The sequence below is a fragment of the Flavobacterium sp. GW821-FHT12A05 genome (genome assembly GCF_058807735.1).
This window is the reverse complement of the sequence record NZ_JBXAQY010000001.1, coordinates 482540-505892: the sequence shown is the minus strand read 5'-3', so window position 1 is coordinate 505892 and position 23353 is coordinate 482540. Positions and strand designations below refer to the sequence as shown.

Annotated in this window: 23 protein-coding genes; 17 read left to right on the top strand and 6 right to left on the bottom strand. The window is 34.4% G+C overall.

Annotated features, from left to right (window positions below):
- Positions 1 to 66: 66 nt before the first annotated feature.
- Positions 67 to 3507, bottom strand: coding sequence for a methylmalonyl-CoA mutase family protein (locus tag AC1RRQ_RS01935; RefSeq protein WP_493020891.1), 3441 nt, complete (start codon positions 3505 to 3507; stop codon positions 67 to 69).
- 293 nt (positions 3508 to 3800) lie between these two features.
- Between AC1RRQ_RS01935 and AC1RRQ_RS01930 the strand changes: the two genes are divergently transcribed.
- From AC1RRQ_RS01930 to purU, 6 genes are all read left to right on the top strand, one after another.
- On the top strand, positions 3801 to 5366 hold the full coding sequence (locus tag AC1RRQ_RS01930; RefSeq protein ID WP_493020889.1) for a L,D-transpeptidase family protein: 1566 nt from the start codon (positions 3801 to 3803) through the stop codon (positions 5364 to 5366).
- 166 nt (positions 5367 to 5532) lie between these two features.
- The gene (locus AC1RRQ_RS01925; protein WP_493020887.1) at positions 5533 to 5868 is read left to right on the top strand and encodes a hypothetical protein; all 336 of its coding nucleotides are present in this window, start codon (positions 5533 to 5535) and stop codon (positions 5866 to 5868) included.
- Positions 5869 to 6116: 248 nt separating this feature from the next.
- Complete coding sequence (locus AC1RRQ_RS01920) at positions 6117 to 6539, top strand: cytochrome c oxidase assembly factor Coa1 family protein (RefSeq protein WP_493020885.1); 423 nt, start codon at positions 6117 to 6119, stop codon at positions 6537 to 6539.
- 25 nt (positions 6540 to 6564) lie between these two features.
- A complete protein-coding gene (locus AC1RRQ_RS01915) occupies positions 6565 to 7128 on the top strand; it encodes a hypothetical protein (protein WP_493020883.1) in 564 nt (187 codons plus the stop codon).
- A 143-nt stretch (positions 7129 to 7271) separates the two neighbouring features.
- Positions 7272 to 7994, top strand: coding sequence for a DUF4197 domain-containing protein (locus AC1RRQ_RS01910; protein WP_493020881.1), 723 nt, complete (start codon positions 7272 to 7274; stop codon positions 7992 to 7994).
- A 105-nt stretch (positions 7995 to 8099) separates the two neighbouring features.
- Positions 8100 to 8954 carry a formyltetrahydrofolate deformylase gene (purU, locus tag AC1RRQ_RS01905; RefSeq protein ID WP_493020879.1) on the top strand — a complete coding sequence of 285 codons (855 nt, stop codon included), beginning with the start codon at positions 8100 to 8102 and terminating at the stop codon, positions 8952 to 8954.
- Positions 8955 to 9258: 304 nt separating this feature from the next.
- Here purU and AC1RRQ_RS01900 read toward each other — a convergent pair whose 3' ends face one another.
- The 3 genes from AC1RRQ_RS01900 to pyrF form a co-directional block, all read right to left on the bottom strand.
- A complete protein-coding gene (locus AC1RRQ_RS01900) occupies positions 9259 to 10752 on the bottom strand; it encodes a catalase (RefSeq protein WP_493020877.1) in 1494 nt (497 codons plus the stop codon).
- 705 nt (positions 10753 to 11457) lie between these two features.
- Positions 11458 to 12258: an ABC transporter substrate-binding protein gene (locus AC1RRQ_RS01895; protein WP_493020875.1), complete on the bottom strand. Its 801-nt coding sequence runs from the start codon at positions 12256 to 12258 to the stop codon at positions 11458 to 11460.
- Between the two features lie 126 nt (positions 12259 to 12384).
- Positions 12385 to 13203 (bottom strand): orotidine-5'-phosphate decarboxylase, encoded by an 819-nt coding sequence (gene pyrF, locus AC1RRQ_RS01890; RefSeq protein WP_493020873.1) that lies wholly within the window; start codon positions 13201 to 13203, stop codon positions 12385 to 12387.
- Positions 13204 to 13504: 301 nt separating this feature from the next.
- Between pyrF and AC1RRQ_RS01885 the strand changes: the two genes are divergently transcribed.
- The 11 genes from AC1RRQ_RS01885 to AC1RRQ_RS01835 all read left to right on the top strand — a co-directional run bounded on the left by AC1RRQ_RS01885 (position 13505) and on the right by AC1RRQ_RS01835 (position 19986).
- Complete coding sequence (locus AC1RRQ_RS01885) at positions 13505 to 13978, top strand: Dps family protein (protein WP_493020871.1); 474 nt, start codon at positions 13505 to 13507, stop codon at positions 13976 to 13978.
- Positions 13979 to 14087: 109 nt separating this feature from the next.
- A complete protein-coding gene (locus tag AC1RRQ_RS01880) occupies positions 14088 to 14273 on the top strand; it encodes a CsbD family protein (RefSeq protein WP_035648981.1) in 186 nt (61 codons plus the stop codon).
- 161 nt (positions 14274 to 14434) lie between these two features.
- Entirely contained in the window at positions 14435 to 14986 is a 552-nt protein-coding gene (locus AC1RRQ_RS01875; protein WP_493020868.1) for a helix-turn-helix domain-containing protein, read from the top strand.
- A gap of 21 nt (positions 14987 to 15007) precedes the next feature.
- The gene (locus AC1RRQ_RS01870; protein ID WP_071636917.1) at positions 15008 to 15457 is read left to right on the top strand and encodes a response regulator; all 450 of its coding nucleotides are present in this window, start codon (positions 15008 to 15010) and stop codon (positions 15455 to 15457) included.
- Positions 15458 to 15475: 18 nt separating this feature from the next.
- Positions 15476 to 17257, top strand: a complete 1782-nt coding sequence (locus tag AC1RRQ_RS01865) for a sensor histidine kinase (protein WP_493020866.1) — start codon at positions 15476 to 15478, stop codon at positions 17255 to 17257.
- Between the two features lie 141 nt (positions 17258 to 17398).
- Positions 17399 to 17968: a DUF4142 domain-containing protein gene (locus tag AC1RRQ_RS01860; RefSeq protein WP_493020864.1), complete on the top strand. Its 570-nt coding sequence runs from the start codon at positions 17399 to 17401 to the stop codon at positions 17966 to 17968.
- 45 nt (positions 17969 to 18013) lie between these two features.
- Positions 18014 to 18661 carry a porin family protein gene (locus tag AC1RRQ_RS01855; RefSeq protein WP_493020862.1) on the top strand — a complete coding sequence of 216 codons (648 nt, stop codon included), beginning with the start codon at positions 18014 to 18016 and terminating at the stop codon, positions 18659 to 18661.
- Positions 18662 to 18690: 29 nt separating this feature from the next.
- On the top strand, positions 18691 to 18843 hold the full coding sequence (locus tag AC1RRQ_RS01850; protein WP_111365189.1) for a lmo0937 family membrane protein: 153 nt from the start codon (positions 18691 to 18693) through the stop codon (positions 18841 to 18843).
- Between the two features lie 48 nt (positions 18844 to 18891).
- The gene (locus tag AC1RRQ_RS01845) at positions 18892 to 19176 is read left to right on the top strand and encodes a YtxH domain-containing protein (RefSeq protein ID WP_493020859.1); all 285 of its coding nucleotides are present in this window, start codon (positions 18892 to 18894) and stop codon (positions 19174 to 19176) included.
- A 37-nt stretch (positions 19177 to 19213) separates the two neighbouring features.
- Complete coding sequence (locus AC1RRQ_RS01840) at positions 19214 to 19567, top strand: hypothetical protein (RefSeq protein WP_493020857.1); 354 nt, start codon at positions 19214 to 19216, stop codon at positions 19565 to 19567.
- Between the two features lie 38 nt (positions 19568 to 19605).
- Positions 19606 to 19986, top strand: coding sequence for a hypothetical protein (locus tag AC1RRQ_RS01835; protein ID WP_493020855.1), 381 nt, complete (start codon positions 19606 to 19608; stop codon positions 19984 to 19986).
- Between the two features lie 386 nt (positions 19987 to 20372).
- Here AC1RRQ_RS01835 and AC1RRQ_RS01830 read toward each other — a convergent pair whose 3' ends face one another.
- Both AC1RRQ_RS01830 and prfA read right to left on the bottom strand, forming a co-directional pair.
- Positions 20373 to 21704, bottom strand: coding sequence for a DUF5723 family protein (locus tag AC1RRQ_RS01830; protein WP_493020854.1), 1332 nt, complete (start codon positions 21702 to 21704; stop codon positions 20373 to 20375).
- 364 nt (positions 21705 to 22068) lie between these two features.
- Positions 22069 to 23145 (bottom strand): peptide chain release factor 1, encoded by a 1077-nt coding sequence (prfA, locus tag AC1RRQ_RS01825; protein ID WP_483095201.1) that lies wholly within the window; start codon positions 23143 to 23145, stop codon positions 22069 to 22071.
- Positions 23146 to 23353 lie beyond the last annotated feature (208 nt).

Sequence of the window (23353 nt, the reverse complement as noted above, 5' to 3'; positions counted from 1 at the left end):
CGTAAAACAAAAAAAACCTCCCAAAAATCTTGAGAGGTTTTTCCATATCATTAAAAATCAAAAAGATTACATATTCCTTCTATACTGCCCTCCTACTTCAAACAAAGCCGAAGTAATCTGACCTAAAGAACAAACCTTTGTCGCTTCCATTAAATGGTCGAATAAGTTTTCGTTTTTAATAGCCGCTTGTTGCAGATTATTTAAATGCTCGTTTACTTTTGCTTCGTGGAATTTATGCAGGTTGTCCAGCATTGTAATTTGATATTGTTTTTCTTCTTCGGTGGCGCGAATCACTTCGGCCGGAATTACCGTTGGTGAACCTTTTGAACTCAGGAACGTGTTTACACCCACAATTGGGAAATCGCCGTTGTGTTTTAAGGTTTCATAATACAAACTTTCTTCCTGAATTTTAGATCTTTGGTACATGGTTTCCATTGCACCTAAAACTCCTCCACGTTCTGTAATTCTATCGAATTCCTGTAGAACCGCAGCTTCAACTAAATCGGTTAATTCTTCTATGATGAACGAACCTTGAATTGGGTTTTCGTTTTTGGCTAAACCTAATTCTTTATTAATAATTAACTGAATTGCCATCGCACGACGTACAGATTCTTCTGTTGGCGTTGTAATCGCTTCGTCGTACGCATTGGTGTGTAGCGAATTACAGTTGTCATAAATAGCGTATAAAGCCTGTAAAGTCGTTCTGATATCGTTGAAATCAATTTCCTGAGCGTGTAACGAACGTCCAGATGTTTGAATATGATATTTCAGCATTTGCGCTCTTTCGTTGGCTCCGTATTTGTTTTTCATGGCTTTTGCCCAAATTTTGCGCGCCACACGTCCAATAACCGAATATTCCGGATCAACTCCGTTAGAGAAGAAGAAAGATAAATTCGGACCAAAATCGTTGATGTTCATTCCGCGGCTCAAATAATATTCCACATAAGTGAAACCATTTGAAAGCGTAAAGGCCAATTGCGTAATTGGATTTGCTCCTGCCTCGGCAATATGATATCCTGAAATCGAAACCGAATAGAAATTACGAACGTTTTTAGTAATAAAATATTCCTGAACGTCGCCCATTAAACGCAAAGCAAATTCGGTTGAGAAAATACAAGTATTCTGTGCCTGATCTTCTTTTAAAATATCGGCCTGAACCGTTCCACGAACCTGCGATAAGGTTTTAACTTTTATTTCATTATATACTTCCAGAGGCAAAACCTGATCTCCGGTAACGCCCAAAAGCATTAATCCTAAACCGTTGTTTCCTTCTGGTAAATCGCCTTGGTATTTTGGTCTTTCGATACCTTTGGCTGCGTATATTTTTTTGATTTTAGCTTCAACGTCTTTTTCTAATTCGTTGGCTTTAATGTACAATTCGCATTGTTGATCGATTGCAGCATTCATAAAGAAACCAAGCAGCATTGGCGCAGGCCCGTTTATCGTCATACTTACTGATGTTAAAGCATGAACTAAATCGAAACCTGAATACAGTTTTTTAGCATCGTCTAAACAGCAGATTGAAACTCCGGCATTACCAATTTTCCCGTAAATATCCGGACGCAAATCTGGATCGTTTCCGTATAAAGTAACGCTGTCAAAAGCAGTTGAAAGTCGTTTTGCCGGCAAGCCCGCACTTACATAATGAAAACGTTTATTGGTTCTCTCTGGTCCGCCCTCGCCCGCAAACATTCTAGACGGATCTTCGCCTTCACGTTTAAACGGATATAATCCTGATGCAAACGGAAATTCTCCGGGAACATTTTCCTGTAAATTCCAACGCAGGATATCGCCCCAGCCTTCGTATTTAGGCAAAGCAATTTTTGGGATTTGTAAATGCGATAAACTTTCAGAATGCGTTGCAATCTTGATTTCTTTATCACGAACTTTAAACGAGTAAACCGGATTTTTATATTTGGCTACTTTTTCATCCCAATTCAGAATAATTTCCCAATTGTACGGATCTAAATCCATTTTTACTTTATCAAACTGATTCAGCAATAGATTTAAAAAGATTCTGTTTTCGTCGTGTGGTTCGGCTGCGCTTGGTAAAACAGTCGAATCATCGATTCCTGCTTTATTAATTTGAGGCACTTTTCCTGAAACCGATTCTATGGTTTTGAAAATTCCGTATAATTTCTGTGCTACTTTTTGCTGCGAAACCGCGATTTCGTCATAACTGCGGTTATTTTCGGCAATTTCAGATAAATAACGTGTTCTGTGTGGCGGAATTACGAAGATTTTCTCACTCATTTCTTTCGTAATCTCAAAAGTCGATTTCAATTCAGAATCGGTTTTTTCGACCACTTTATCCATAATCGCTTTATAAAGCGTGTTCATTCCCGGATCATTAAACTGCGAAGCAATGGTCCCGAAAACCGGCATTTCGTCTGGATTTCTATCCCATAAATTATGGTTACGCTGATATTGTTTTTTTACATCGCGCAAAGCATCAAGTGCGCCGCGTTTATCAAATTTGTTTAAAGCCACTAAATCAGCAAAATCAAGCATGTCAATTTTTTCTAATTGTGTTGCGGCTCCAAATTCTGGTGTCATTACATATAAGGATACATCAGAATGATCCATAATCTCGGTATCAGACTGCCCGATTCCCGAAGTTTCCAGAATAATCAAATCGTATTTTGCTGCTTTTAAAACCTGAATCGCTTCGGCTACATATTTAGATAAAGCCAAATTCGACTGACGTGTTGCCAGCGAGCGCATATATACACGAGGATTATTAATCGCATTCATACGGATTCTGTCTCCTAAAAGCGCTCCTCCTGTTTTTCTTTTTGAAGGATCAACAGAAATTAATCCGATTGTTTTCTCTGGGAAATCAATTAAAAATCGACGAACCAATTCGTCTACCAAAGACGATTTTCCTGCTCCTCCCGTTCCTGTAATTCCCAAAACAGGAATTTTAGAACTTTCGTTGCTTTCGTGAATTTTATCGAAAACTGGTTTTGCAATTTCAGGGAAATTCTCAGCTGCCGAAATTAAACGCGCAATTGCGGTTGGCACTTTATTTTCGATATGATCGATTTCTCCGTTTAGTTTATCTCCAATAGGAAAATCTGACTGCTGAACCAAATCATTAATCATTCCCTGAAGTCCCAGCGAACGGCCGTCATCTGGAGCATAAATTCTCGTAATACCATATTCATGTAATTCTGAAATCTCGCTTGGCAGAATTACACCGCCTCCGCCTCCAAAAATTTTAATATGTCCTGCTCCTTTTTCGCGAAGCAAATCATACATATATTTAAAGTATTCATTATGTCCTCCCTGGTAAGAAGTCATCGCAATTGCATTAGCATCTTCCTGGATTGCGGTATTTACCACTTCTTCTACACTTCTATCATGACCAAGGTGAATTACCTCAACTCCCGTTGACTGTATAATACGGCGCATAATATTTATGGCTGCGTCATGTCCGTCAAAAAGCGAAGCAGCGGTAACAATTCTTACTTTATTTTTAGGAATATATGGTATTTGTTGTTCCATTTTATGAATATGATAATTTTATGAGGGCAATTTACAAAATATTTTAATATTTGTTTACTCCCGAAGCTTTATGTTTTTAAAAAATATATCGATTTCGTGATTTAATAGGGTAACAATTTTACTAACTATTTGATTTATACTATATAAACCTACAACATGGCAATTTTGAAAAATCTAAATTGAATAAAGCAACTCATTCTCAGCATCCTAAAGTAATTTAGCAATGTAGAAAAGGCCCCAAATTTTTACCAAAACTTTCGAATCTAAGTAGTAACGTAAAAATTAAAATGAAAATGAAAACATTATATCCACTAAGCTTAATTTTAGCTCTTAGCTTTAGTATTGTATCTTTTAGTAAGTATGAAAATATTGAATCTAAAGAGCGCACCACTCCAAACACCCTGACATTTTACACCAACGATAATGATGATGTAAAAAACAATGTTTCAAATGAATTCTTCAGAAAATATACTGATTTAAAGAAGTACAAATCTGATGTAATGTCATTATACAAAAATAGATCTCTGGGAACTATTTGGTACGACGAAGACCAGATTAATGAATTTGGTACTGTATTGTACGAAAAAGCAAAAAAAACAAATGATTTGGTTATTCCTTATCAAAAAGAAATAGAGCAGCTTATTAATTCTTCAGAAACCAATCTTTCGAGAACGGATGCGGATATGCTTTTAAGCTCTCTATATATTGTATACGCCAAAAAAACCAATTCAGATTCTAATAAAAAATTGTCTTATGATGCTATGTTGAAAGATTTCTTAAACTATAGCACAATCGAAGAAGCAACTGCCTCAACATCTGCAGATGTAAAAGTAGAATACGATCAATATTATAAATTGCAGGACGTTCTAAAAAAATACAAAAAATTAGACCGTTCTAACAAATGGAAACCTATTATTCCAGAAGAAACGCCTTATAAAGATTTACGCCCAGATGCTGTTTCCAGCACGATTGCCCAGGTTAGAACTCGTTTATATTTATTAGGGGATTTAAAAAATGATTCTAAAAGTAATGTTTACGACCGCGAATTGATGGATGCGGTTATGAAATACAAAGTTCGTAATGGTTTTAAACCCAACTATATTTTATCTGAAGAACATATTAAAGAAATGAATGTGCCTCTTGCTGATAAAATGGAAACATTAAAACTTAATATGGAAAGATGTCGTGCGATTTCGGCTCAAATTGCCAATAGCGATGAGTATGTATTAGTAAATGTTCCTTCTTATGAATTGATTTACGTTAAGAACGGAAAAATCGCGCTGACATCAAATGTATTTGTTGGAGCGCCTTTAACTAAAACAACTATTTTTAACGGCGAAATTGACCGAATCGTTTTCAGCCCGTACTGGACCGTTCCTCAAAGTATTGTAAACAATGAATTGAAATCTAAAATTGCCGCTGATCCAAATTATCTTGCAGAAAAAAATATGGAAATCGTAAATGGTCAGGTAAGACAAAAACCGGGTCCGGGAAATTCATTAGGATTGGTTAAATTCATGTTCCCTAATCCAGATGATATTTACATGCACGATACGCCGTCTAAAACTTTATTCGATTTTGAAAAAAGAACTTTCAGCCACGGTTGTATCAACGTAAAAATGGCCAAAGAATTAGCCGTTGCAATGCTAAAAGATTATCCGGAATGGACTCAGGCTAAAATTGATAAAGCGATGGAAGGTAAAACCGAAAACAGTTTTAAATTAGCCAAAAAAGTACCTATTTATATTACCTATTTTACTTCATTAGTAAATGAAAACGGAGAAATTGGTTTCTTTCAGGATGTTTATGAAAAAGATACTGATTTAACTAATACTGAAAAATCTGTTACTGTAAATTAATTTATTTAAAATCAAGTATAAATCGGGAACTCATTCAGTTGGGTTCCCGATTTTTTTTGTACCAAAAAAAACCTTAATATATTATTCTTTAAACTTTTAAGTCTAAAAAAACATTCAAATCCTGCCGACCTTTGCTTCATAATTAATACCACTAATTTTTATTATCATGAAAACTGAGAATATTGAGGGATTAACCCTTTTCGAAATTAATTTATTGATACAACAAGGCGGAAAATTTGTAATGTTTCCTAATATAATGTCTAAACTTAAAAGTATTTATTTTGTACGTCCCGAAGAAAAAACATTCAAATATGCCTTAAAACATTTCTTAAAAAATTTATCGCAAGGATGGCGAAATTTCCCTTTAAGACCTTTTTATGTTTCTAAATCTTTATTTTATCTGGCAATAGGCGGTAAAGATTACACACACAATATATTGGCCGATTTAAATCGAATTAATCCAATTTACAACCCAAATTTATATTGCCTGCAATACGTTTAAAGCCTTTTTTGTCCCAAACAAAAATTATAATACTTCAAGGCAAAAGAGCAATTTAACACCTACAACTCTAACAAAAAAAATTGCTCTTTGCGCTTGTCATCGCTTAATCTAAATCATCTTATATCTTTTATAAGGTGATTTTTTTTATTTTAATAAATGTCTTACATAAAAAACACAAAGAGTTTCTGTTTGATTAGAAAATTAATATCTTTCTGCAAATTAACCGAATCAAAAAATATCCCTCTTTTATGCATGACGATCATTATCAACCTAAACAAAATTGGTGGGACAGAAACTGGAAATGGTTTGTTCCAACGGGCTGTTTAAGCCTTATTATTATTTTTGGCCTTTTCGTTGGCGGCATTTTTTTGGGCATTACTTCTATGATGAAAGATTCAGATGCTTATAAAGAATCTATGACAACGGTACAAAACAATAAATTAGTTGTTGAAAAACTCGGAAATCCAATTGAAACCGACGGAATGATCTCTGGCAGCATCAGCACAAGCAATAATACCGGCGAATGCGATTTGCAAATTCCGCTGAAAGGCCCAAAAGGAAAAGGAACTTTATTTGTAATTGGTTCCAAAAGAGGAAAATGGAAATACGAACAAATGTCGGTTTACATTGATAAAACGGATGAAGAAATAGATTTACTTCAAAAACGATAATCTATTAAACCAATACTATTTTTAAATGAAATTTACTTTCTTTTTGTTCGCAGGATTTTTTCTGTTTACTTCTTCATTTGCCCAAACTGCGGGAAACTATCAAATTTATGCCGATAAAATTAAGCAGTTCTCCAAACCTGCGAGAATACTGCATAGTAATGTTGATGCGCAGGGAAATGGTTATATTGAATTTACAAACCCAAAAAATCACGTGCTTCGTTTTCGATTAAATCATAACAAACCTCAAAAAGGATCTTGCAATATTGTTTTTGAAATCTATTATTATGAAAATAATTATCTGAGAAAAATTGAATCGCTTGACAGTAACGGAAATTTAATTGGATGTAATCTAAAGTTAAACGGAGAAGCGGTTACAGAATACACAATTGAAAAGCCGGATTTGTACTTGAAAAAGAAAAAAATAATCGATGATGCCGAAGGAAATATTGATATGAAGGATGATAGCAAAGAAAAAATCATCCGCGTTCAATACTTCGATATAAATAATAAGCCAATAATACAGTCGCAGCCTGCTTACATTTCGAGCAAAACGTATTACGATTATACTGTTCGAATGGCGTGGCCGTAATATTTGAGACGAAAAGTTTTTAAGATACTAAGCCGCTAAGTTCCCTTATGTTAAGTTTACAACAAAATGTTATGTGTGCTTAAATAAAATTGTGGCTTTATTTTTGAATATGTAGTATTTTTGAAACTTAATAAAACCTACTAATGAAAAAGATTTTAATTTTATTGCTTATGTTTTCTCTTAGCTCTCATGCTCAGGTAAAAGAAACTCTAGCTCAAAAACTTGCAAAACTATCAACCAAAATTACAGGTTCTAGCGGCGTAGATATTGCTTCCGGATTAAAAGAAGCTCTTAATAAAGGAATTACTGACCAAGTGAGTAAATTAACCGCAGTAGATGGTTTTTATAAAAATGAAGCCGTAAAAATTTTAATGCCCGAAGAATTACAAAAAGTAGACGCAACGTTACGTAAAGTAGGTTTAGGTTCTCTTGCTGATGAAGGTATAAAAGTATTAAACCGTGCAGCTGAAGATGCTGTGAAAGAAGCAACCCCAATATTTGTTACGGCAGTAAAAAATATGTCGTTTACAGATGCTAAAAATATTTTATTAGGCAGTGAAAATGCAGCAACTACTTATTTACAAAATGGTACTAATACGGCTTTGTACGCTAAGTTTAATCCGGTAATTAAAAGCTCTTTCGAAAAAGTGGGCGCCGATGTAGTTTGGAAAAATATCATCAATAAATACAACACGATTCCGTTAGTGCGAAAAGTAAATCCAGATTTAACAGATTATACTACGAATCAGGCTTTATCAGGAGTTTTTAAAATGATTGCTGTTGAAGAAAAAGATATCCGTACTAACATTAATGCAAGAACAACTCCTTTATTGCAAAAAGTATTTGCTATGCAGGATAAAAAATAATTTTTCTGCTAAGGTTCAAAGGTTCAGAGCAACAAAGGGACAAAGTATCCTTTGCTCCTATGAACCTTTGAACCTTTGTCACTAACCCAAAACCAATTAACCAAAATGCAAAAAATAACCATTCTGATTCACTGTAAAGACCAAAAAGGTATTATTGCCGCAGTGACTACTTTTATTGCAAAAGTAGAAGGAAACATTACTTACATTGACCAGCATGTTGATGTAGAGCAAAACGTATTTTTTATGCGATTGGAATGTGAATTTACCAATCCGAAAGTTACAATTGAATCCCTAAAAGAAGAATTCGACAAAACACTCGCCACCGATTTTAATATGTCATGGGATTTGTACAATCAGGAGCAAAAACCAAAAATGGCTTTGTTTGTTTCTAAGTACGATCACTGTTTGTTTGATATTTTAGGACGATACAGCGCCGATGAATTAAATGTTGAAATTCCAGTAATTATCAGCAATCACAACGAATTAAGATCGATTGCAGAACGCTTTGATATTCCGTTTCATTGTGTGCCTTTTACAAAAGATAATAAAGAAGAAGGCGAAGCCAAACAAATCGAATTGTTAAAACGATACGAAATCAATTTTATCGTTCTGGCGCGCTATATGCAGATTATTACACCTAAATTAATTTCGCTTTACGAAAATAAAATCATCAATATCCATCATTCGTTTTTACCGGCTTTTCCGGGTGCAAAACCGTATCATTCGGCTTTTAAACGAGGGGTAAAGATTATTGGTGCAACAAGCCATTATGTTACCGAAGAATTAGACGAAGGACCAATTATCGAGCAGGATATTGCCAGAGTTTCTCACATCCACTCTGTTGAAGATTTTATCATGAAAGGACGAGATCTAGAGAGAATTGTTTTAGCAAGAGCTATAAAACTGCATGCAGAACGCAAAACAATGGTTTACAGCAATAAGACAGTTGTTTTTTCTTAGTCGCTAAGGGACTAAGATACTGAGGTACTAAGGTTTTGCCCACGAATAAAACGGATTAAACGGGTATTCGCTGGTTTATTTTTAATTTGAATGCCTTTTAAATCTGAAACTAACAAAACGATTGTCATCCTGAGCGAAGTCGAAGGCTTGCTTTACGCAAAAGGGCTTCGACTTCGCTCAGCCTGACACCATAAAATAGCAAACCCGACAGGCTTTTACCTGTCGGGTTTAATTTTAAGTTATAATAAAGGCCTTTGTCGCTTTGAACCTTAGTCTCTCAGCAACTTAGCATCTCAGAACCTTTTTAACGAACTACTATGTTCAATCTAGGATCTTCAAAGGCATCTACTTCAGCCATTGTTAGACCTAAAGCGTTTGCAACTCCTTCTCCGTAAGCAGGATCAGCTTTGAAACAGTTTCTAATGTGACGAATCTGAATGAATTTTTGCGCGCCGCCTACTTGTGCTGCCGTATTTTTAAACAACAATTGTTTTTTCTCCGGAGTTAATAAACGGAATAATAAACCTGGCTGCGTAAAGTAGTCATTGTCATCATCTCTAAAATTATGTGCCCAGGCATCACCATGAAGTTTTAAAGGTGGTTCTTTAAATTCTGGCTGTTCTTGTAATTCTCCAAAACTATTTGGTTCGTAGTGTTTCTTTGATCCATTATTTCCATCAACACGCATGGCTCCGTCTCTATGGAAAGTGTTATAAGGACATCTTGATGAGTTTACCGGAATCTGGAAATTATTCACTCCCAAACGGTATCTGTGTGCATCTCCATAAGAGAACAAACGAGCCTGAAGCATTTTATCTGGTGAGAAACTAATTCCAGGAACAACATGCGCCGGATTAAACGCAGCTTGTTCTACTTCGGCAAAATAGTTTTCAGGGTTTTTGTTTAATTCAAATTCTCCAACCGGAATTAATGGGAAGTCGCTTTTTAACCAAACTTTGGTCAAATCAAAAGGATGGAAACGATAATTATCAGCTTGTTCTTCGGTCATGATTTGAACGAATAATTTCCATTTTGGGAAGTTTCCTTCTTCAATAGCATCAAATAAATCTCTTTGGTGGCTTTCTCTGTCTCCTCCTACTAATTGAGCCGCTTCTTCATCAGAAAGGTTATCGATTCCTTGTTGGGTTACAAAGTGAAATTTCACATAATGTCTTTCGTTTTGATGATTGATGAAACTAAAAGTGTGACTTCCAAATCCGTGCATTTGTCTGTATGATCTCGGAATTCCTCTGTCGCTCATTACAATCGTAACCTGATGCAGCGCTTCGGGTAATAATGTCCAAAAATCCCAATTGTTATCAGCACTTCTTAAATTGGTTTTTGGATCGCGTTTTACAGCGTGATTTAAATCAGGAAACTTCATTGGGTCTCTAAAAAAGAATACAGGCGTATTATTTCCTACCAAATCCCAGTTTCCTTCGTTAGTATAGAATTTTAAAGCAAAACCTCGAATATCTCTTTCGGCGTCGGCTGCACCTCTTTCTCCTGCAACAGTAGAAAAACGCGCAAACATTTCCGTTTTTTTACCAATTTCCGAAAACAAATCGGCTCTTGTATATTTTGTAATGTCATGAGTTACAGTAAAAGTACCATAAGCACCAGACCCTTTAGCGTGCATTCTTCGTTCCGGAATTACCTCACGATCAAAATGAGCCATTTTTTCTAAAAACCAAAAATCTTGTAATAAAACAGGTCCGCGAGGCCCGGCTGTTTGAATGTTTTGATTGTCTGGAACTGGAGTTCCCGTTGCAGTTGTTAATTTTTTGTTCGAATCCATATCGCTGATTTTTAATGTTTTATCAAATATACAAACTTATTCGCAGCATATTCATAAACAAAATTGATTGTTATTATATTTTGATAGCCAAAAATTATTTAACGCTGCAGAAAGCTCAAAAACAGGTTTCAACAAATCTTAACTTATGGTCAACAAAGTAATAACAAAACCTTAACAGCTTAAGATTGATATATGTCGGACATTTGTAATGTAATAAACTGGTTATTTATTATTTTGGTTTTGGTTAGTTAAATGATGCCGGCGTCTTCGAGATGCCGGCATTCTTTTTTTATAGAATTTAGAGACATTAACTTATATCCAACAAAGTAATAACAAGATCTTAACAGCATAACATTGATATATGTCGGATCTTTGTAATGTAATAAACTGGTTATTTATTATTTTGGTTTTGGTTAGTTAAATAATGCCGGCGTCTTCGAGATGTCGGCATTCTTTTTTTATATTAACTTCCTTTCCTTTAAACATAATTTAACCGCAAAGAGCGCAAAGATTTGCGCAAAGTTCGCTAAGTTTTTTTGCCACGAATTACACTGATTTCACTAATTCAATTCGTGGTAATTCGTGCAATTCGTGGCAAATAAATAAACAACAAAAGTTCGCAAAGCTTTATGAAAAAAAACTTTGCGAACTTTGCGTTCCCGATAGCAATCGGGATAGCGCTCTTTGCGGTTAAACTATGTTATATTAATTCTTCAATCTTTCGTGAAGTAATTTAAAATAAGGAAAAGCCTTTAATAATCGGGTGCCGTGCCAGGAGAACATTTCGCCGTCGACGAAAATGGTTTTGGCGTGATGTGTAAACCTTCCTATTTCAAAAGCATCTTCTTCTTTAAAAGGATAAGGTTCTGACGAAAGAAATACGATATCCGGATCGCCCTCTAAGCGCATTTTTTTAAGTTCGATTTCAGGATAGTGGCCTTTATCTTCGTAGATATTTTCAAAATGATTCAGCTTTAGTAATTCATTTATATAAGTATCTTTTCCGGCGACCATGTAGGGATTTTTCCAGATGAAATAAGCTGCCTTCTTTATTTCAATATCCTGAATGTATTTTTTGAAATCGCTCAAGGCGAAAGTTAATTTGTCATTCCACTTTTGCGATTCGGTTCTGCAATTGAACAATTGACCAAAATCTGAAATCATCTGAAAATTATCTTCAACAGAAACAATGTTCGTAACCCAAACCGGACAGATTTCCTTTAATTGGTTTACGATTTCTTCTGTATTTTCTTCTTTGTTGCAAATAATAATGTCCGGCTGGAGCAGTTTTATTTTTTCGAAATGAATTTTCTTTGTACCGCCTACAACTTTTTTGGTCGATTTTAAGTGATACGGATGTACACAAAACTTTGTAATCCCAATAATCTTATCTTCTAAACCCAAATCATATAATAATTCGGTTTGAGAAGGAACCAAAGAAATAATACGCTTCGGAGTCATCTCAAAAGAATGTAAAGTTCCTAATTGGTCTTTAAATTGTTTCATATTTTTTAGTCGCAGTATTCAGTATTCAGTCGCAGTTTACAGTCGCAATGATTATTGCAGTTTTTAGTCTCAGTTTTCAGTCTAACTTGAAGCTGTAAACTGAGACTGCGACTGAAACTGAAAACTTTATTTATTAGCGATAATCTCCTCCATTTCCTGTTGTACTTTCAAAGCTTCTTCCCTTGCCTTTTCTGCAAAATCAGTTCCTTTGGAAGCGTAGATAATAGCTCTTGCCGAGTTTACTAATAAACCAATTTTATCGTTCATTCCGTATTTACAAACTTCTGATAAGCTTCCGCCTTGAGCGCCAATTCCAGGAACCAATAAAAAACTGTCTGGAACAATTTTTCTTATGTCGGCAAAATATTCTGCTTTTGTAGCGCCCACAACATACATTAAGTTTTGGCTGTTTTTCCATGTTTTAGAAGTTTCTAAAACTTGTTTGTATAATTCTGTTCCGTTGGTGTTTAAAGTCTGAAAATCGAACGCTCCTTCATTTGACGTTAAAGCCAGCATAATCGTATGTTTGTTTTCGAAAGCCAGAAAAGGTTCAACTGAATCTTTTCCCATATAAGGAGCAACGGTTACACTATCAAAATTTAAATCTTCAAAAAAAGCTTTGGCATACATGCTCGAAGTATTCCCTATATCGCCGCGTTTAGCATCGGCAATGGTAAAGATATCCGGATAATTTTCGTTGATGTAATTAATTGTTTTTTGCAGCGACATCCATCCTTTTATTCCGTATGCCTCAAAAAAAGCCGTGTTAGGCTTATATCCTACCGTTAAATCGTGAGTAGCATCGATTATGGCTTTATTAAATTCGAAAATAGGGTCTTCGGTTTCTAATAAATGCGCCGGAATTTTATCTAAATCAGGATCTAAGCCTACGCATAAGAATGATTTTTTTTGAAGAATTTGTTCGTGTAGTTGTTGTGTTGTCATATTGTGTTTTACTTGTGCGGCAAAATTACAAATAATATTAATGGATTTTTACCGCAAAGCACGCAAAGTTTTTCTGCCTAGATTATGTTCAAAAACACAAAGTTCGCAAAGCTAAATGTACACAAAGCTTTGCGAACTTTTCCATTTCATAAAGCTGTAGAAAAGCATTGCGCTCTTTGCGGTTAATTTTTTATATATAGTTCTAGACTACATTGAATTCATATAACAACTTAGAAAAATTGTGTAAGAAAAAAAGTCATGTACTTTTCTAATTTTGGAATAAACCCTTAATCAGACAATTATGACTCCAAATATCGGAATATCACAAGCCAACTTAAAAAAGAGCTCCTCTATATTAGCCACGATTTTATCTAACGAAATGACTCTTTATGTAAAAACCAGAAAGTTTCACTGGAATATTTCAGGAAATAGTTTTATGGAACTGCATAAATTATTTGAAGAACAATACCGAATTCTGGAAGCCCAAATTGACGAGGTTGCAGAAAGAATCAGCCAGCTTGGCGAAAAAACGATTGGAACCATGAAAGAGTTTATCGAAAACTCTACTCTTAAAGAATCTCCAAAAGAATATACTTCGCAAAAACACATGCTCGAAGAACTTTTAGAAAACCACGAACAATTGGTTACAGAGTTTAGAAACTACATTCCAATTTTTGAGGACGAAACCAAAGATGCGGGTTCAGCAGATTTCGTTACCGGACTATTACAGGAACACGAAAAAATGGCCTGGGTTCTTAGACGATATCAAGCATAAAAAAAACAAAATGTGAATTATGCAGCGTTCTTCGAAATTGATGTAACAACAAACAGCCACAGAAAATGCAACTTTACATAACTATTAATACAAACAAAAAAACACGATCATGAATACTACAGAGATAAAAGGAAACTGGAATGAGTTAAAAGGAAAATTAAAGCAAAAATATGCTGAATTAACAGACGACGATTTGATGTTTGCTGAAGGTAAGGAAGACGAAATGTACGGAAAACTACAGCAAAAACTGGGAAAAACTAAAGAAGAATTTCATCAAATGCTGTCAGATCTGTAAACCTTCTGACTCAATCAGGAAATACCGTCTAGTAACAAAATATTAGACGGTATTTTTTTGAGAATTGTATTTAACAGTATTGATGTTTACTAATTCTAAAAAAACATTAAACGCTGTAAGCCCGAATAAATTAATTATCTTTAACCAAAATTTTCTATAAAATGAAACTATTTATAAAGTTCGACATTAACACCATTTGTTCACTTTATCTAAAACAAAATCTGGAACAAAATAATATTAATTTTACCAGTTTAGGTTTTGGAGAAATTGAAATTGATGATAATATTGACGCTCAGGCGCTCGAAACTTTAAAAAATAATTTGAGTCCGTGTGGCTTTGAAGTTGTTGAAAATCAGAAAAGTGTTTTAGTTCAAAAAATAAAGGATGCTATAATTGAGCTTGTCTTTATGGAAGACAGCAACAATTATAAAAGTTCTGTATTTTTGGCTGAGAAACTTAACCATAGTTATGGTTATTTATCTAATGTTTTCTCGGAAGTGACGTATTCGTCTATCGAAAACTTCATCATTTTACAAAAAATTGAAAGAGCAAAACAATTAATTATTATCAACGAAATGAGTTTGACTGAAATCGCATTCTTACTAAATTATTCTAGTGTTGCGCATTTAAGTACACAATTTAAAAATACGACCGGAATTACCCCGTCGGCATTTCAGAGAATAATTAAGAAACGTAGAGAAAATTTAAAATAAAAACCCAAATACCACACTAAAATGCAAAAAAACGCATTATATATTTTATTGGCGGATGATGATGAAGATGATCGTCTTTTCTTTAAAGATGCTTTTGAAGAAATAAAAATACAAACTAATGTAGAATTTGTTCACGATGGAATGCAGTTAATGGATCATTTAATGGATCCCGAAACTAAACTTCCGGATATTTTGTTTCTGGATTTAAATATGCCGAAAAAGACTGGTAAAGAGTGTTTGATTGAAATTAAAAAAACAGAACATCTTAAAAATATTATTATCGCTATTTACTCTACTTCGTCATCTGAAGAAGATATTGAAGATACTTTTATTCAGGGCGCAAACATTTACATCAAGAAACCAAGTGATTTTAATACGCTGAAAAAAATAATTAATGAAGTCGTGACCGTAAACTGGCACTATCATACCTCAGGGTTAAACCGTGATAATTTCTTGCTGCGACTAAAATAAAAATAATAGTATACCACGATGAAATGGATACCAAATTTTAATTCTTCAAACTCTTTGAGAGTTATTTTTGTAATCGCAGTTTTCATTCTGTTATTTCTTTCCTCAATTGCTTACAAACATAACCAGGACTTGAACGAATCAAGTAAAGTGGTTATGCATACGTATGAAATAAACATTCAGCTCGAACGCTTAATGTCGGCCATAAAAGATGCCGAAACAGGACAAAGAGGATATATTATTACCAGAAATGCACGTTTTTTAACTCCGTATATTTATTCGAGAGACAAAGTAAATACGTCATTCATTACATTAAAAAAACTAACTGCAGACAATCCCGTACAGCAGGAAAACCTTCGAAAGTTGTTTAAGCTTATTATTCAGCGTTTTGTTTCTTTCGAAAATTGTTTAAAATACAGCGATCCCAAAACATATGATAAACGAAAACTCGACAATCATATGTTTGGGGGACGAATCTTGATGGAAAACATTCGTTTTAAGGTAGACGAAATGAACGACATCGAGAAAACGTATCTTAAAAACAGACTTAAAATTTACGACGACGAAATTTCGTTAAGTCCGCTTTTCTCTATTTCTTTATTCTTAACGGCTTTATTTTTTATCCTGTTAGCTTACAGACAAATCAGTAAAGATTTTCAGCGTTTGAAAATTTTCAACAAAAAACTTTTAATTTCAAACGGATTAATTGCAGAATCTGAATCGATTGGTAAATTCAGCACCTGGCAATGGGATTTAGATGCTAATAAAATCGATTATTCAGACAATCAATATCGTTTACTGGGTCACGAACCGGGTTCATTTGTTCCGGTAAAAGAAACCTTTTTAGATTTTGTGCATCCGGATGATAAAGAAAATGTAGCTAATTCTATTGAAGGTATTTTAAAACACAGACAATTACCTTTTGTTTATTATAAAGTACTCCTTCCGACCCAGGAAATAAGATATTTTAAATCTACAGGAAAATTAGTAACAGATCAGCAGGGAAGTAAAATTTTACTGGGAATTAATTTTGATATTACCGATGAGCATCTGCTAAATATAGAATTACAGGAACGTAATAAAGAATTAGAAAAAAGCAATAAAGAACTAGCCTCGTTTAATCACGTTGCGAGTCATGATTTGCAGGAACCGCTTAGAAAAATCCAGACTTTTATTTCCAGAGTTTCAGATGCCGATAAAGCGGTTATGTCTCAAAGTGCACGAGATTATATTTCCAAAATCGAAGTTTCGGCAAAAAGAATGCGCGTTTTAATTGATGATCTTCTTTTATTCTCCAGAACAAATACAACCAAAAAAGAATTCATAAAATCGAATTTAAATGAATTGCTGGAAAGTGCCGAATCTGAACTAACTGAAATTATCGAAGAAAAAAGTGCCGTGATTATGGCTACAAAACTTCCAAAACTTTTGGTTATTCCTTATCAGATTGAACAGCTTTTCATCAACTTAATTGGAAACTCTTTAAAATACAGCAGACCAAATACAATTCCTGCTATTACAATTGACTGTACAAAAGTAAACTCATCTGATTATCCTGAATTGGACCAAAATATCAAAAAGTTTCATAAAATAACTTTTACAGATAACGGAATGGGATTTGACCCTCAGTTTAAAGAAACGATCTTTATTTTGTTTCAACGTCTGCATTCAAAAACAGATTATCCGGGAACCGGAATTGGCTTGGCCATTTGTAAGAAAATCGTCGACAATCATAAGGGTTATATTATGGCCGACAGTGAACCTGATAAGGGATCTGTTTTTACCATATTTCTTCCGGACTAACTCTCGCAACACCTTAAAACACTACATCTTAAACGTTATATAAATTCATTATGGGAATTATATAACGTTTCTTTTTTATGCTGTAAAGCAAAACGTTGTATTCGTTAGCATCTTTGTAATGTAATACTTCAAGAAGTAATAATGAAAGAAATTCCCGTACTAAAAGCTGCGATTTTTAGAGTAGTTATTTTATCATTTATAATGTGTGCATCATCATGCAAAAAAAATAATTCGATAGAAAATACATTCAAAAAAAATGAAGCTTTTACAAAAAATGAAGAAGAAGAAAAAGTAGCCTTTTTTTTTATTGAAACGGCAAATCTTGGAAAAACAATTATTTCGAAAAGTCAAATTGCACAAAAACAAAGTTCAGAAAATTCAATAGTCATTTTAGGTAAAAAAATCGAAAATAATCAAAATCGACTGCTGCAGGAAATAACAGAATTGGCCAATAAGAAACTTATTATAATATCTGAAATTAATGCCGCACACAGAAGAGATACTTACGAATTGATTACCGCAAATCCGGCGAAATTCAACAGAGTTTATTTGAATTCTATGAAAGAATGCCTCGAAGAGCAAATTAAATTATTAGAAAACGTCTCGAAAGACACCAACGATAAAATAATTTTAAAATTAGTATTGAAGTATTTGCCTGAACAATTTGATCTCTTAAGAGAAACGGAGAGAACGATTAAAGAAAGAAATTAAAAAACGATTATTAAAAGCCCAGATTACTAACTAAATTATTTTATTATGAAAATGCAAACCAATTTTTTATGCGCCTTAACCCTTTTTATTTCAGCTTCATTTGGAATGCTGCACGCTCAGGACAATAATGTAAATACCGAGTTTGGTGTAAAAGGAGGATTCAACATGTCTAACCTTTACAATAGCGGAGACGATGTAGACGACAACAACATTTTATACGGTTTTAATGCCGGTGTTTATGCCACATTGCCTATTTCAGATTTTATTGCCATTCAGCCGGAGGTTTTATTTACAACAAAAGGTGCTGAATTAGAATACAACAACGCTCTTGTTTCAGGAAATGCGAAGTTTAAATTAAACTATATCGAAGTTCCTTTATTAGTGAGAGTAAATATTACAAAAAACTTTAATGTTCATGCCGGTGGATATGCATCGTACCTGGTAAGTTCTAAAGTAAAAGGAAATGGTGATTTTGATTTTGATGAAGATATCGACACAAACGATTTAAACAAATTTGATGCAGGTCTTTCTGCTGGTGTAGGTGTAGATTTTAGTCCGTTAAGCATTGGTGTACGTTACAATTACGGTCTTACTACAGTTGGAAAAGAAAGAACAGTTGCAGGAACAACTTATACGTTTCCAGATGCAAAAAACAGCAATTTGTCTATATACTTATCGTATAAGTTGAACTAACTGATTTATTAACCATTAAATAAAAAACCATGTCAAACCTATTATATACCATCGCAGTAATACTTGTTATTCTGTGGGCTCTTGGGTTCTTTGTTTACAGTTTTGGAAGTATTATTCATATACTGCTTGTAATTGCAATTATTGCAGTACTGCTAAGACTTATTAAAGGCCGGGAGGTTTAAAATTAATCAACATTAAATAAATATATTAATCTATTAAAAATCAATATTATGAAAGCAAGTAACACAATTTTAGGAATCGTAGGAGCTGCAGCGGCAGGAGCATTATTAGGAGTTTTATTTGCTCCGGACAAAGGTTCAAATACTAGAAAAAAAATCAAAGATAAATCAAAAGATTACGGAGATAATATCAAAACAAAATTTGATGGTATTGTAAGCACAATCTCTTCAAACGGTAAAGACATCATCGAGGAAGGAAAAGCAAAATTCAACCAGGTAAAAGATGATTTCAATGCAGTTAAAGATGAAGCTAAAACTGTAAAATCGAACTACTAAAAAAAGTGATTTTTTCAAACCATAAATACCAAATATCATGGAACCAAATGCAACAACAAACGAAGATTTAAATCTATACGAAAAAGCTGAAAACTATACAAAAACGAGTTTAGAACTACTAAAACTTAAAACTGTATGTTCAGTTGCCGATGGTGTATCATCATTAGCGTCTAAGATCGCAGTTGGCGTTGTTGTTGCATTTTTTACCTTGTTCCTTAATGTTGGCCTTAGTTTATGGATTGGGAAAGAACTTGGAGAGTATTATTTTGGATTTTTTATCATGGCACTTTTCTATTTAATTGTTGCCATTATAATACACAAATCACATCATAGACTTATTAAAACTCCTATTGGAAACTCGATTATTTCGAGTATTCTAAAAGAGAAATAAAAACTGATTTAAAAATTAATAACTAAAAAAGACTAATCATGGAGCCTATTTACACTATTGATCAATTAAATCAGAAAATAAAATTGTTAGAAGATCGACAAGATACAGAATGGTGTGCAATTAAAGATCATATTGAAGATCTTAAAGATAATTTAAAACCCATTAACCTGATTCGGAATACGGTTGAAGAAATCAACGAAACTGTAGGTTTTAAAAGTCATCTGGCACAATCTGCAATCAGCATTGGAATTGGATACATAGCCAAAAGGTTTATAGTAGGAAAAGGCGATTCTATGTTTAAAGGAATTTTAGGCTCAATCGTACAGCTTATTGTAACGAATCTGGTTTCTAAACCAAGCGAATCTTCTCATGAGACTTCACCAGAAGAATCATCACAATATGAACCATCTAGAGAGTAATTTGTTTAACAGAAATTTTAAACATTATGGAAAAATTAAGCCACATAGTATTAAAAAATGGTGTATACATGTACTCTAATCTATATAAATGTTTTGAATACACACGAGTATTTTTCGGTATCTAACTCGTTTATACGTTTCAACTAAAACAAACGGTTAAACAGTTAATACTTCACTATATTTTTAAGGTTCTGAGCTGCTGAGGAACTAAGGTTCTAAGTTTTTAGATACTGTGTATCTAAGCAAAAGGTTCAGAATCGAAAAAGAGATTGTCTCACACAAGTGAAACAATCTCTTTTTTTTTAGCTTCTATTTTTTTAGATGCTAAGCTATTAAAAGCACCACAAAAAACCTTAGCTCCTTAGCATCTTAGTCCCTCAGAACCTCTACCTATAATTTTGATAAATCGGTAATTTCAAACCTACGTACAAATTACTCGCTTTTGATTTATTCGAAAACAAATTAGAAACCAAAGATCCGGAACCAATAAACAACGGACCGGCTCTAAAACCAGCACCAAGCTGCGTACCGCTATACTCCATATACGTTACCGGAAGGTAAAAACTAAACTGCCTTGTTTCGTATCTTGGCGTAAAGGTAACTGAATTTGCAATCGCAGTTCCGTTTACTTTTTTGGCATCAACTAATCCAAAATCTGTACTTAAATTTAAATAAAACCTTTGGTTGATATTCCAGTCAAAATTGGTGTGCAAAGCCGTTGGCAAGTTTGCCTTTACTCCTTTTCTCGAAGCTATTTTTGTATAATTGTTATTAAAAAATTCGAAAATATCACTCGCATCGTCAATATCATTCTGAGAAACACTTCCAGTTAAATTATAGGTGTTTTCGGTAACATCTTTATAATTAATTTTACCAATATCTGTAACCGAAGCTGCTACTTTAAACTTATATCTGTTTCCCATACAAGTATGACAATTGGTACGATATTCATAAGTAAATCCCAAATCAACGCCGACACCAGCCGAAGTCATATCGAACTTAGGATCTTTCCCATTTTCATAATCATAACTCGCCGCTGTTTTTACCGTTCCTGTCGAAGTATATTGACTCAAAGCTGGATTAGCCTCATTTTTAGTAAAAGCAACGCTCAAATTACTTCCGTTAATATAGCCGTTTACGCCCGCCATTAAATATTTAACCGTAATACCGCCTTTAATAAAATGCTCATCGCGATCTAACAAAACCGTTCCGTAGCTCGCTCCTATTTCTGCCCAGGAATTTGTAACTCCATTTGGGTTTCCGCCAGTAATTAAAAAACTCTTTGAAGCACTTATATCCTTATTAACCTCATCTACAAGTTCACCGTTTACACCTACCATATTTGTTACGCTGCGTACACGAGTAAAAATTCCAATACTATTCACCGGGTCAATATTCAGCATAAACGAAGGGCCTAAAATATCGGCATTAAAATTCCCTCTGTTATTCGATTTAAAATTTTTACTTGCATCTTTGTCTAAATCGTAGTCTCCGCTTAAAACTTCGGCAAAATTAACTCCATATAGATCATTTTGGGCTGTTCCGCTTGCCGAAAAAATAGTAACATCGGCTCTGTATTTAGAATCAACAATCGCAGACGGATTAAACAACACGCCCTGAATTCCGGCATAATTATCGTCCCGAAACCCAAAATACGACTGCCCGCTGGCATAAAAAAAGCTTCCAAAGAAGCTGCATAATAGTAAAGTTTTCTTCATAGAATTAATTTGAATTGGTTGATTAGCATTTTTGCCTTTTCCTGATAAAGGCACACAAATATTAGACAAAAAATATCAAAAAAAAACTTTTTTTTAAGGTTCTTAGAAGCTAAGATACTGAGGTTCTGAGTTTTTAAGAAAAGCTTTATAGTTGGTAGAGGAATGTGGGTAAAAAGGGTACAAAGGGGGTAAAGGTTCAAAGGGACAAAGGCTCAAAGGGACAGAGGTTCACAGGGACAGAGGTTCACAGGGACAGAACCTTACCTAAATAAAAAAGCCGAACATAAGTTCGGCTTTTTCATCTATTATCGTCCAAAATAAAACCTTTGAACCTTTGTATCTATGTCCCTTTGAACCTGTACGATTAGTACACCTCCGAAGCTTCTTTCAATTTCTCCATATTGTTTACCAATTGTAATTCGGCAACAATTTTTTGGATATCACCATTCATGATGTTTCCTAGATCATAAAGAGTTAAACCAACTCTATGATCGGTTACACGACCTTGAGCATAGTTATAAGTACGAATTTTAGCCGAACGGTCACCAGAACTAACCTGAGAAGTACGTTTTGTAGCATCTTCAGCTTCTTTCTTAGCCAATTCCATTTCGTATAAACGAGAACGTAAAACCGTTAACGCCTTATCTTTGTTTTTATGCTGCGATTTCTGATCCTGGCATTGTGCTACTAATCCGGTTGGAATGTGCGTTAAACGTACTGCCGATTTCGTAGTATTTACAGATTGTCCTCCAGGTCCAGACGAACAGAAGAAATCTACACGAACATCGTTCATATCGATTTGTACATCAAACTCTTCTGCTTCTGGTAAAACCATAACAGTAGCAGCCGATGTATGCACACGACCTTGTGTTTCTGTCTGAGGAACACGCTGTACACGGTGAACTCCAGCTTCAAACTTCAAAGTACCGTAAACATCCTCTCCCGAAACCTCAAAGATAACCTCTTTGAAACCGCCGGAAGTTCCTTCGTTCATATCCACAACAGATGTTCTCCATCCTTGTGCTTCGCAGTATTTCGTATACATTCTAAATAAATCCCCTGCAAAAATACTAGCTTCATCCCCACCCGTTCCGGCACGAATCTCCACCATTACATTTTTAGCATCTTCAGGATCTTTAGGAATCAACATAAATTTGATTTCCTCCTCCAGTTGAGGCAAGCGTTCCTTTGCTTCGTCCAGCTGCATTTTGGCCATTTCCACCATATCAGCATCGCTTCCGTCAGCAATAATTTCGTTTGCTTCGTCAATATTTGCTAAAACAAGAATGTATTCTTCTCTCTTTTCAACCAGTGCTTTTATGCTTTTATATTCCTGGTTAAGCTGCACATAACGTTTTTGATCAGCAATAACATCCGGCTGAATAATCAAATCCGAAATCTCATCAAAACGCTGCTTTACATATTGAAGTCTATCTAACATTTTCTAATTCCTTTTATTGGACTGCAAAATTACGAAATTTTTGTGGAAAATTCTACTGTTGTTTTTTTGGGAAATTTAAAGAGAAAATTTAGTGGAATTAGGATCGTTTTAGGATCCCGATAATTATCGGGACTGCCTATCCGCTATATCTTTTCCTGGCTAAAGAAGCCAGAAAAAGGATACCGCTTCTATCAGGGCTAGGGCTTTT